The organism is uncultured Streptococcus sp., assembly GCF_963516515.1.
Lineage (GTDB): Bacteria > Bacillota > Bacilli > Lactobacillales > Streptococcaceae > Streptococcus.
On the sequence record NZ_CAUQCJ010000017.1, the window covers coordinates 1 to 12,248 of the forward strand.

11 protein-coding genes are annotated in these 12,248 nt (G+C 36.3%); all 11 read right to left on the bottom strand.

Going from position 1 to position 12,248, the window contains the following annotated elements:
• Positions 1 to 285: 285 nt before the first annotated feature.
• The gene (locus RYL77_RS04855; RefSeq protein ID WP_315010263.1) at positions 286 to 921 is read right to left on the bottom strand and encodes a PBECR4 domain-containing protein; all 636 of its coding nucleotides are present in this window, start codon (positions 919 to 921) and stop codon (positions 286 to 288) included.
• A gap of 236 nt (positions 922 to 1,157) precedes the next feature.
• On the bottom strand, positions 1,158 to 2,447 hold the full coding sequence (csm6, locus tag RYL77_RS04860; protein WP_315010264.1) for a type III-A CRISPR-associated CARF protein Csm6: 1,290 nt from the start codon (positions 2,445 to 2,447) through the stop codon (positions 1,158 to 1,160).
• A gap of 12 nt (positions 2,448 to 2,459) precedes the next feature.
• On the bottom strand, positions 2,460 to 3,620 hold the full coding sequence (gene csm6 / locus RYL77_RS04865) for a type III-A CRISPR-associated CARF protein Csm6 (RefSeq protein ID WP_315010266.1): 1,161 nt from the start codon (positions 3,618 to 3,620) through the stop codon (positions 2,460 to 2,462).
• Positions 3,617 to 4,696, bottom strand: a complete 1,080-nt coding sequence (gene csm5, locus RYL77_RS04870) for a type III-A CRISPR-associated RAMP protein Csm5 (protein ID WP_315010267.1) — start codon at positions 4,694 to 4,696, stop codon at positions 3,617 to 3,619. Before csm5 ends, csm6 (RYL77_RS04865) begins: the two co-directional genes overlap by 4 nt.
• Positions 4,693 to 5,598, bottom strand: coding sequence for a type III-A CRISPR-associated RAMP protein Csm4 (gene csm4, locus RYL77_RS04875; protein WP_315010268.1), 906 nt, complete (start codon positions 5,596 to 5,598; stop codon positions 4,693 to 4,695). Before csm4 ends, csm5 begins: the two co-directional genes overlap by 4 nt.
• A 1-nt stretch (position 5,599) precedes the next feature.
• Positions 5,600 to 6,262, bottom strand: coding sequence for a type III-A CRISPR-associated RAMP protein Csm3 (gene csm3 / locus RYL77_RS04880; protein ID WP_315010270.1), 663 nt, complete (start codon positions 6,260 to 6,262; stop codon positions 5,600 to 5,602).
• Positions 6,262 to 6,642: a type III-A CRISPR-associated protein Csm2 gene (gene csm2, locus RYL77_RS04885; protein WP_023942893.1), complete on the bottom strand. Its 381-nt coding sequence runs from the start codon at positions 6,640 to 6,642 to the stop codon at positions 6,262 to 6,264. The genes csm3 and csm2 overlap by 1 nt, the downstream gene beginning before the upstream one ends.
• Positions 6,643 to 6,645: 3 nt before the next feature.
• Entirely contained in the window at positions 6,646 to 8,886 is a 2,241-nt protein-coding gene (gene cas10, locus RYL77_RS04890; RefSeq protein ID WP_315010273.1) for a type III-A CRISPR-associated protein Cas10/Csm1, read from the bottom strand.
• Complete coding sequence (gene cas6 / locus RYL77_RS04895) at positions 8,867 to 9,598, bottom strand: CRISPR-associated endoribonuclease Cas6 (RefSeq protein WP_315010275.1); 732 nt, start codon at positions 9,596 to 9,598, stop codon at positions 8,867 to 8,869. The genes cas10 and cas6 overlap by 20 nt, the downstream gene beginning before the upstream one ends.
• A 1,249-nt stretch (positions 9,599 to 10,847) precedes the next feature.
• On the bottom strand, positions 10,848 to 11,177 hold the full coding sequence (cas2, locus tag RYL77_RS04900) for a CRISPR-associated endonuclease Cas2 (RefSeq protein ID WP_306484199.1): 330 nt from the start codon (positions 11,175 to 11,177) through the stop codon (positions 10,848 to 10,850).
• Positions 11,177 to 12,184, bottom strand: a complete 1,008-nt coding sequence (cas1, locus tag RYL77_RS04905; protein WP_315010278.1) for a CRISPR-associated endonuclease Cas1 — start codon at positions 12,182 to 12,184, stop codon at positions 11,177 to 11,179. The genes cas2 and cas1 overlap by 1 nt, the downstream gene beginning before the upstream one ends.
• Positions 12,185 to 12,248: the final 64 nt, after the last annotated feature.

Here is a 12,248-nt window from a genome sequence, read left to right on the forward strand (position 1 = left end):
TATCAGATTAACTTCCACTTGGATTAGTGGTGGAAGTTAGTTTGGGAATTTACCACTGTCATTAAAGTTTAATTTTCCCAAAAACTTGCTACCATCTCATCCACTATACATATTTTACTATAACATTTCTGTTCGTAAAGCCACGATTTCTCTATTCCTTCCTCTGACGATTCTGATTTCCAGCACCAGGCTTAGAATGGCTATTATTTTCACGGTTATCTGGCGTCAAATCTCATATATCCGATATACCTGTCATACTCAAAATAGCTCTCTACACCCAAGGAACTATTTATCATATAATGTAACAGTTCTAGCACCTTGTATTTTTTCAACTTTCAATAGCTTAATGGGGGTTTGGTTCATTTCATAGTGTTTTGCACTACGCCCTTCTGGCAACTCAGCCTGTATTTTTCTTCTAAAAACTGAAACAGGATAGCAAATATCAGTGTTCTTAACCTTCTTATCATATTTATCAAACAAAAAATAAAATTCTTTATCTCTATGTTGAAAATGCAATAAATACTTTGCTTTAATCTTCGACCCAATTTTATTTGGGTCAAAATAATACAATCCCTTTAAATTAACACTTATATTTTCTAGCATCGTATAAATTAAATTCAGAGAAGTTGCTCTAGATAAAAATGCAGCCTTATGCTGAGATGTATCTTTATCTAAATCATAAAAAGTGATATGATTCCCCAAAATTTGGTTATATATCCTCTGAGCCCCATTACCATTGAAGCACTTAACTTTATCTATTCCTTTTAGTTTGTGTAAACCTATAAGATGATGAAAATTTGGTTCCGTGAAGCTTAATTCAATATATTTTTCTATAGTCTGTTTGGAGACAGTTTGAGTGATAGTAAATTTGTATTGAGTATCCATCAATGTTCTGTAACTAAGAATTAAATTTCTTAACATACTGTACCTTTTCTCAAAAAAATAAAGAGGCTATTTACACCTCTTCCTACGATATATTTATTCATCTGCTTGCGGAAAATATATAAAACCCAAATAAGCCTATCTACAAACTACTGACCAAAGCAGACCGACCAGTAATTCCTTGGCTACGCTAAAAGCGATAGTTTTGTTCTACAGTTTTTATTATATTAGATTCTTAACAATTTGTCAAACAAAATCAAAAAGTTGCTTATTAGTTAGGAACGAAGCAAATCTAGTAATTCGTCATTGATTTTTTTATAATATCCAAAATAATAATCTTCAATATCAAATGTATCCTGAAGGACAAAACGTAAGTTATCTATTGTTTGGTTCAATTTTTTAGAATTAACTAATTTACCATCGATTTCTGATAGTCCATGTGCAACTTTGTTCCGCTCACTATTTAAACTGGTAATAACCTTAAGCGACTTAAGTAAGTCAGGAGAGGCTTGATAAAAAGTTAAAATATTTTCATAAGATAAAAGGTTTAAGGTTGATTGAGGTGAATAAATTCTTTCCTCTTCATTTTCTATTCCTTTTGCTTTTTTAAATTCTAAATCAATAAAATCTAAAATCTTCTCAAAATCTTTGTATTCTTCATTTAATTTTGGTAAGGCCCCATCGTATTTGATTAAATCAGGATAATCTCTTTTGATCTTTTCTTCGATGATAAATTCAACATAAGACTTTGATTTGATTAAGACATCTGCTACTTGTCCTCTCTCTTTCAAGACTTCTATCATTAAAAAGTAATTAAGGGCTTTCTTCTCAACATCTGTCAATGGATAGTCTTGAATATCTTTTAAAATAGCTTGTGTTTTAAATACTTTTACAAAGTCATTTAGAGTCGCTCGTAAAAAAGATAATTTCTTTTTAGAAAGTAAGTTATTGTATTCTTTTTTTGTAACGATTTCTTCTGCGGCAAGATAATCATAGGAAGCTATCAGATTTCTTAAATGACGTTTGATTAAAGATTGATTAAATTTTTCAGCCTCATCTTTAATGGTACGATCTTCGTAATCCTTTTGGTTATCCTCGTTCTCGTTAAAAAGCTTCTGTTCACCTTCACTTGAAAGTGGCACATACTGTCTATTTGCTGATTTGTTAGGAGTTGCAACCTGGATAGCCTGAGTATTATAATCTTTGATTCGATTGAGGGCAAATAGAGCCGAAATAATCTGAGGCGTTCCCGAAGATAAGTTTAAGATCAATTGATGATTAGTTCCAGAATATTTTTCAACAATCTGTCCCATAACCTCATACATTTTATCAAATAGATAAACCTCATCATTTTTTAAAATCGTTGACTCAATCATCACTTCAGGATGATAATCTTCTATGGAAAAAATAGCTTTCTCAATGAGATCTTGCTTAATCAGCATTTCCTCACTATAAACCAAAACAATCTGCTCTGGTCTATAAGTGCGAGCAATATGTAACAAAGCAGCATCTCGATTATGACTAATTGGATCTGTCGTTCCCACTGCTGATATTAAAATGTTCAAACTTTCACCTCGTTACTTTAATAATTCCAATAATTCCTTATTTAATTCTTTATAGAAATTGAAATCTTTTTCATTAAATTGATACTGTTCTTTAACTAAAGCCTTGAGATTTTTTAAGACGGATCCTAACTGACGTAATTCTTCCGATTGCAATGGATCCAATCTATGAGCCAATGTATTTCGCGAAGTGTTCATGTTAATCATCGGTTTAATTTGATTATATAAAGTCCACTCTCTTTTTTCTTTGAGAATTTTACTATAATCCCAAATTCCCAAGAAATATTTTTCTGATTCATCTACATATCTATCCAATAATCCTGGATAACGGTTATCAATATAATCTTCCAAGATAAATTCAGTCAAGGTTTTAATTCTAATAAGCCCTTCACTATAATTACCACGTTCTTTTTGTAAATCAATGGTCAAATAGGCATTTAATACTTTTTTCTGTTCTTCACTCCATTTTTTCTTTTGGAGGAGTTGAGGTACATCTTGCCTATCTAATGAATCCACAATATCTTGTAACCTTTTGCGACAGTCTTTTAAACCAGGGAAGTCAGGCAATTGATTTGCTAACTCTAAACTAGCTTTATAATCATATTTAGTAATAAAATCACGAATAGTTTTCTTCATTAAATCCTGACTAAATTTCTCCGCACTATCTTCCAAAGTACGATCCACAAACTGATCGGTACTATCTTCATTTAATGAAATCAAATCATCAATATCTTCACTTATATCATGTTTATCTTCTGTATTTGGCCCCTTTTGTGGAGAAGCAACTTGAACTGCTTTGACATTGATACCACTCAAACGGTTGATAATAAAAAGAGCAGCGCATATCTGTGGTGTCCCACTAGAAAGATTCAAAATAAATTCATCTTCTTTTGAGTAACATTCATTAATTATTTTTGAGAATTCATCATACATTTTATCGAAAATAAAGACATCCTCACCAATAATTATTTTTTCATGAATAATAATTTCTGGTCTATAGTTTTCAGATATAGAGAAAAGAACTTTATTATTTCGCTCTTTATTAGGAAGCATCTTATCAGAATACACAATAATAATTTTATCTGGACGATACTTTCTTGCAATATGAACCAGAGCACCATCATGAAATCCTCTAATCGGATCGGAATCACTAACAGCGGATATCAAAATTTTCATTGTAAAATCTCCCTAATCATGAAATTAGCTTTCCCCATCTCATAGAAGGAATCGCTATTAATGATCAATTTCCGTTCTCCTTTATTGGTTTTAATGCTCTTGTCCGGCGCTTTCGTCAGTTTCAAAACACCTTTTCCAACCATCTTAGTCTTCATTCGACTATACCGTTTTTGTAAGATTCCATCCGCTTGTTCAAACAAGGTCTTTGTCCAAGCTCCACTTCCAGCTCCTAAATAGATAGGATATTGAAGATTTGGTTGAATTTTATTTTCAGGAAAATCTGATAAGAAAAAGTTTTTATATTCTTTGTAGAGGGCTTGCGCTCTCTGACCTAATTCCTCAATTAGGATTCCAGCTTCCTTAGTAGTTGTAGTAATGGTGAAATTGATTTTAGTTAAGGGTGCGATTGCTTCCCTGTATAAAGGAAGAGGCTTGACAGTTAGTGATTTAGCAGAATAATCCCATTTTTGAACTAGAATAATCTGCTCATTGTTAAATGGCTCACTATCACTAACACGAATCGCATGAAACAAGTCATTAAATTCTTGCCCCTTTTTTGCTCCCCATGGAATCATTTTTTTGTTTTCTTTAGGACTTCTCCCATGAAAATCAACTGCATTCTTATTGTTCCAGTCAGGATTGGTGTTCATTAAAATAGTTCGAATAGCTCCCTTCAAGGAACTACCCGGAATATAGGGCTTCCCAAAGGCATCCCTCATAAATTTTGCTACTTCATTTATAGAACCGGATCTGGGGTTCTGGTTGTTCTTTTCTGTTTCCAGACCAGTTTCAGTAATGGTATAGCCACCAAAGGAACGTTCACTAATTCTATTGTCATTTAAGAAAGAAATCAAGCGATTATTCCTAGCACTTGGTTTTGTTTCCTGAAGAAATTGTTCAAACTTTCTATCCAGTCCCTTTTCAATCATCCGATTGTAAAACTTACCCATATCTGGGAAATAATAGCGACGATTCTCATAGATGAATTCTCGTGAAGTGTATTTCTCACCACTCCCAATATGAATGGGGGCCATAGCTAATAAGCTAATTTGAAAAACTCTATAGTCCGTTTTCATCCTTTTACCTCCATTTTCAAAAATAGGGGTTTGGCATAATTGAAGACAGCATGGGGAAAATCAAGCGGTCTTACATCAACAATTTGCCCTGCAAAGGTTTCAAAAAAGGTCGATCCAGCAGTAAATTTAAATAAGTCTTGTTTACGATAATTTTGGTTAGACACTGTACTAAAAGCAAAACCACTTGATTTGATTACAAGATAAGAACCTTGATCCATAGCCCTTGGAAGATCCTCGTCTGTTGGTAAAGAAGTCGTCAGAGTCATCACATTTCCTTGATAGGAACGAGTCAGACGACTCTCAAGATTTTCAGGAACTTCTTTGATAGTCAAATCAAAACGACCATAGCCACTTGAGCGTTTTCCTCCAATACCAGAGAACTGCAAGCTAGTCATCATCTCATCAAGCAGTGGTGACTCAGTCGCTAATACATAGAGGGCTGTATCATGCAAAAATCGGGTAGTTGCAACTTGGTAAAGCGCTCCATCAACATGGGGTTGATTCTTTGTTACGATATTAGTAACAGCATGCTCCTCATCTTCAAACAAGGCACCGTTGACATAATGATCAAAATTTTCTAGAGGGATAAATTGTAGTTTTTTTGCTAACTTAGCTTGCCGACGTACTTCCTTGACATCCTTATCTAAATCAACTTGGTCAAATTTTGGAAATCCGATGGGCTTCGGTAAGAATGGGCGGGCCTTATAAGGGAAGGCATCCGTTAGAACAAAATCATCCTGATTTGCTAAGGATAAAAACTCATCTAATCGTCCCATCTTATTGGCTTCAATCACAAGAGCGGAAAATAAACGGTCTGCCGAAAAAGTCATTTTTGAACTATCCAGAGTTCCTGCTCCAAAATGGGCAGAATCAAAGTCCATGATATACATCTTATAGGTCATATTAGACCTCCGCAGATAGTAGTTTGTTTAATGCATCAAGGTTATAAGTCCCAAAAACAGTCGTCGCTTTTAGATTTTCAAAACTAACTTTACCATAGCCACGAGAACCTGAGCCACCTAGATAGTCTAACTCAAGAAGTTTTAATCCATCTAAAATGACTTTAAAATCTTCTTCCACTTGTGCTTGACTCTCATCTGTAATTTCATAAATCAACTCAAATGCAAAAGCACTTCTACGGATGGCACGTTCAATTTGTCTCGGATTTGCTTCAGCAGTAATACGGTCAATAGTATTTTCAAATTTAACTTCAGTATAACTCTTGACACCTAAAGAATCTAACTCTTCCTTGTTAATTAAGAAGGCATCTCTGAAAATGAGTCGTCCTATTTTATAGCGGTCGTCTGAACTGTTTCCAAATAAACGACTAAGAATTTCTCCATCTTCTCCTGGTTTCTTAGCTAGTCGATCATTATGAACTTTTGCAAGAAGAGTGCGCATTTTTCCCTTTATACTTGAACCAGGAATAATCGGTAAGTTTGTAATTGGGTCTTTGATGACTGGTGAATCAATAGCTCCAATGGCAGCAAAGGCATTACTTGTTCCAATATGGAGTCCTGTTTCTAGACGAATTTGTGCTGTTAGTTTAATTTTAGCAAATGCCATTAATCTTTTCCTCCATAAAATTTGAAATAAGCTACTAGTGCTTCCATATAACGACAGAAACGTTGGAGACTTTCCTTATTATTGATTTCTTTTAAAATATCTAAAATTTCAGCCTTTTTCACCAAGTCTTTAACTGCAGTTTCTCGGCCTGATTGATATACAAACTGCACTCTCAAATAGGCAATTTTGTCGGCTAGCGCCTCATAATCTCTAACCTTACTTTCATCAAAAAGGGTACTTGTCAAGCTTAGTAAGTTTCTTATTTTGCTAGTTGTCAAAAGGAATGCATCAGGGTTTCTAAAATCTCTAGTGTTTCGATTCAATGATTTGATAACATTTTCTGCCTTATCTACATAATTGTCATCTGTTAAAGTAGCCATGTATTAATCCTTTCTAATCTCATAAATATAAAGAAGTAAAGCTAATTCTGCTTCATTTCGTACCGTTTCACTGCCTGTGTACCAAGTAAAGAATAGGTCCTTAAATTCTTTAAATTCTGTTTTACTTTCTCTTGGTGTTAGATCTTCTAAACGCGTTAAGTAATAGGCTAAGCGAGCTACATTCATTCGGTCATAGTTACGAAGAAGTTCTACTAACTTATAAACGAAACTCTTTCCTCGTTCATCCTGAATACTAAAGTAATGTCTAATCTTTTCCAGTTTTCCTTTGTAGATATGATTTATAAATTGATCAAACTTAAAGGTATAAGCTTTATCAAACAAAGAAATACTATCCTTATCATTATCCTTGGCTGCTCCTTCCAGCTTGCCTGTTTCTTCAGCCATGATACTAACCGGAGTTTTATCTGGGAAAAGTCCGATACCTGCTGATAGGGTTAATTTACCATTCGTCCACTTGATAAATTGTTGGCGCAAGGTAATCGTAAATGCGATAATATCTTGCCATGAACCAAGGGCGAATACATCATCTCCACCAGCATAGATAATCGATATTTTTTTGTCCTTAGCGAATTGATTGATATAAACCTTAAAGAAGAGACTCATACTTCTTGAGAAGGTTGCTGAACGAGCTAAAGTATTGTATTTTCCACCATCTTGATAAGAAAATCCAGCCATAAAAGCAGCACCTAAGTCATCTACATCTAGTCGGACAACTGCTAGACGTCTGATCCCTTGACCTGTTTGACTATCTTGGGACAGTTGAGCATACTGATCGATATCAGCATACTTGTAGTCTCCAACAAAGACATGAGTTGCCCTCCCTATATCGGTCGCAAAGCTATTTTTTACATAGATACGATTCCAATCTTCCTTATCCAAGTCATTTTGTGAAATCCCTCTTATAAAGGCTCCCTGTCCAATTGGGAGGCCTTTTTCTTTGGTGACAATATAGTATTGTTCTTGAATTTCTTTAGAGAAGCGATAAAGACCAGCACAAATCTGGCAGACTTCTTGGTCATTAAAGGTCGTCATATCTTGTACTGAGTGGCAAATCGTACACTCTCTCTGAGCACTTTGACCACCTCGGTTTAACTCCAAAAGCGTTTGAGCATCATAGCGAGAAATTTTCTTCTTAGAAATCATGCGACTAGTTGCTTGGTAAACTTTCCTATATCTTGCCAAGGAGGTCATGATGTCATTAGCAGAAAATGGACTCCAACCAAAGGCAACATACAAACGTGTCTGGAAGTTCTTAAGCAAAAATTGGTTAAATTCTTCTTCAAAGTCCTCTAACGCAACCTTTGTTTTTGCAGTATTTGCCAAGATAAAGTAAGCATGACCGCCTCCTACATAGAGAAGATTGGCTCTTGTTAATTCCAATTTTTCTAGTAGGCTGTCAGCGATATGTTCTCCCATAAAATCCAGATAGAGGGAGCGAGCTTTGAGTTGCTTAGCTGCCCCAGCCGTCGCAATATTATAGATGAAATCTTGAATCCCTGATAAGTCAAAGCTAACTAGTAGAAAAGCTTCCTTATCATAGAAAGATTTTTGTTCATGGAAGAGTTCTTTTTGATAGTCTGAATCATTTTCAGCTGTCATATACTCCTGAATAGCCGAGGCAAAACCTGCTGTTAGACGACTATGAGTCGCCAAGGAAATATCCGCCAATTCCTGGATCTTAGTTGAAGTCGGTACATAGGATAGGTGGGCTTCATAGAGATTCAAAAGGGCGTCAATCTGAGATGAATCAAAATCCCAGTTCTTGATTTCCTTTTCAATGGTATCCAGTAGGCTGCTATAGTCAGACTGAGAAACTGACTCTTTTGCTTTTTGAGCATAGTTCGGCTCCCTATCAAGCTCTAAGCTTTTGATAGGCAAGAAACGCTGGCTATAGACATCTGAAAAAACATTAAAAACATCAGCTTGGTTCCCCAAGTCATCTCCCTTGTTTGACGCAAGACTTTGACCTGCCTTTAAGCTAGAAGCAATCTTGGAAGCAAGGTCGGTTATATAAAGCGGACTATCAGTAGGCAGATTGGCTTCTACTCCTTTTAAATCGTCATAGACAAGGTGTTGAGCGATTGCTTCATTATCTGAAAAACGTCTGAACCACTCAGCTCCAAGGCTAGTAGCATCTTTTGTGCCCTTATCGGAGCGCTGAAGTAGTTTGCCAATATCATGTAATAGCGCTCCATAAACTAAATCAATCTTTTCTTTCTTCAAGCTCTATTCCTCCCATTCCTAGGCTGGTTTTCATGCCCAGTCCAGCATACTCTCCAAATTTTAATAACATATTTGCATAAGCCTTGAGGGTACTAGGTCCTGTTATCTTAAAGGTTAACTTGCCCTTAAAGGCAGGAATCTTTTTGCCGTGGACCTTAAAGTAACTCGTCTCCATTCGGTAACTGGTTATCCGACTATGGGACGTAAGATAGTTCAAGGTCTCCTCTTCGATGTCTTCCCGATTCTCAACTAGTCGTCCATACTTCATCATCAGACTTTGAAATATTAAACGCAGGGTAGGAAAGAGCACATACTCGCCCTGGGAACGAAATCCAGTCGGTGTTTGAAATTGAATAGTAAAAAAGGACTGGTCTTGGTTTTGATTAAAGAGGTCAAACAGTTCCTCTGGACTCAAATCTTGCATGGTCATACTTTGAACCGTCAGAGTTGCTAGCACATGTAGGTCAACTTTTTTCAACTCCAACATTGGGGGTAGGATCTGCTTGATGGCATCCTCTGTCAAAAGATGAACCGTCCAAGTCGTCTGCTCCTTTTTATGGATTACCTTCATAGAGTATGGATTGGTCTCCTGTTCATGAATCCAGTCCACATAATCTGGAGCTAACTGCTCCATCAAAAATCCATGAAATTTGGTTGCCAACTCAATGGGTGACTGGTCAATCCGATGAAAGGATAAAGTAATTCTTTTCATAAGCCTCCTTTATCAATTGTGCTTAGCTTTTAAGCTATCTTTTCTCGTTTTGTTATGTAATAAGGAAATAAGTCCCCTCTAGAGGTAAATTGGGTGTTCTACATTGTGAGGGTATTGAAGTCGAGGAGGTGGAGTGATGAAGGTTTCCGTCCTCTCGCGAGGCGAATTAGGTGTCTTACAATGAACTTTTTGTGGATTCATAAAAATCTCCTAAGGTTTCCGTCCCCTCTCGAGGTAGATAGGTTCTTATACGTATTGTAGAAAATTGATTGGTGTGGAGTAAATAAAACGTTTCCGTCCTCTCGCAAGGCGAATTGGATGATATGCACAAAGGTCTTGATGTTTCAATTTACGCTAAACCTGAATTGTTTCCGTCCCCTCTCGAGGTGAATAGGATGTTCTACCAGACCTGCTCTTTCATTACAATCTAGGAAAGGTTTAAAAGTTTCCGTCCCCTACCGAGGTGAGTAGGGTGTTCTACACGCAAGAACCTTGATTGGTTGATCGAGGAGATGGAGTTTCCGTCCCCTCTCGAGGTGAATAGGTTGTCTTACGCACAACAAAGACAATTAGAAGTTGAAATCAGTTTAGAGTTTCCGTCCCCTCGCGAGGTAGATAGGTTCTTATACTTTTAAATGGAATTATACGAAGTTTTCGACCTGAAGGAGTTTCCGTCCCCTGCCGAGGTGAATTGAGTATTTTACAGTAATAAGTTCGGTGAGTTATGCGCAGGGTATCTCAAATTTCCGTCCTCTCGCGAGGCGAATTGGATGATATGCACAAAGGTCTTGATGTTTCAATTTACGCTAAACCTGAATTGTTTCCGTCCCCTTGCGAGGTGGGTAGGGTGTTCTAAATGGCTTTTGAAAATGTAACTAAAATTTCTTACAAGTTTCCGTCCCCTCGCGAGGCAGATAGGTTCTTATACCTAGGATCCAGATAGAGAACGATGAGTGGGAAGCTATACAGGTTTCCGTCCCCTCTCGAGGTAGATAGGTTCTTATATTTTAATAAAAGAACTGGAATAATTCCAGAGAAAGAAGGAGTTTCCGTCCCCTCTCGAGGCAGATAGGTTCTTATACACGACATCGAATACCCTGCATGGGTAGCATGTCCATAGTTTCCGTCCCCTCGCGAGGCAGATAGGTTCTTATACCCCATATTTTGTGGTTGGATTTAAAAACAAACACAAGATATAACCTATTTGGAAACTAATTATAGTATACCATAAATTGTAAGAGTTTTCACATCAAAAAAACAAACAATCTGCTTCTTCTAGCTCTCTATCATCGGTATTCAAACGAATAGTCTCTTCTCGATTCCCAACATAGACAATAATGTTATCAAATTCGCTAGGATCATAAAAATATTCCAATTCTCGAATCAAGACTTGATAACTAGCCTTCTCCAAATCAATTTCAAAACAAGAGCGTTGGACTCTCATCCCAAATCCTTCTAACAATTTAGCTAATCTTAATCTTCTTTTATTGCTAATAATATCGTAGATTATCAGACAAAAGAGGGATTTCTTTTTAGCAAATTCCTTTTCTTCTCCTGATAAATGATAATATAATCCCATCACTCTTCTCCTGTATAGGCTGTTATATACAAATAACTATCCTTCTGTTCAAAAGCTCGAATCAAGCGCTTAATCTGCTGGTCAGCCGTGTAAAAGAAAGAATAGCGCTTTTTATCCAGCTCGATATACTGATGTATCTCTAGCATCCTCTCTCTCATAGCTAGAAGAAATACTTTCCTTCCCTCATCTTTTAAAATAAAAGTACCATCAGCCTTTATTTCAAAATGCTCATCTTTTAAACTCTCTTCCAAAATCAATTGCATGATAGTATTGTCTACAATGACTGGTCTCCACTCCTCCATCAAATCGCTCGCAAGACAAGCGTGATGACCATGACTCTGATGTAGGACACCAAATCCATAACTTAAGCCATTTTTCCGTATCAAACCCAAGAAGCAAGAGTAAAGAATGGAGTAGCCAAAATTTAGTAAACAATTGAAAGAATCCGTAGCAGGCCGCCTCCTACGACCGTAAAAACGAAAAGAATCCGGTACTAGTAAGCTCAGATAGTAAAAATAAGATTTCGCAATACGACCTTCATACCCCATTATCTGTGAGATGGACTCAGCCTCCTTTATTTTTTGGAGAGTTAAATGAAAACGTTCAAAATCATCTACTGACAATATTCCATCTTGATTATAGCTTTTCAACAAGGAAAGTTGATGCTTAACTTTAGCAGATACGATTTCCTTTGAAGGAGCTAGACAAAAGTCTTGGTCTAGGCAAGCCCGGACTTGTTTCTCTTGCTTATAAAAGTCTTCTTGACGATAAGAATCTAAACAAGCCAAAAATTTTCCCTCGCTAGAAAAATAGTAGACATTAATATTCTCCCTTGCTAAAGCTTTCAATAATTGCGTACTTATTTGAGCCTGACCAAAAATTAAAAGATTGTCTACAAGGTAGATGGATACTTCTCTCTCGATTTCTCGCTGACTATTTTTTATGATGATTTTCTGATTGGATAGTCCTAAAAAGTAGTCCGATTTTTGTACAAATAAATCACTCATCTATCACTTTCCCTCCTCAAATCATAAAGGATACTAGTCTATCACTTTTTAAAAAATTGTCAAC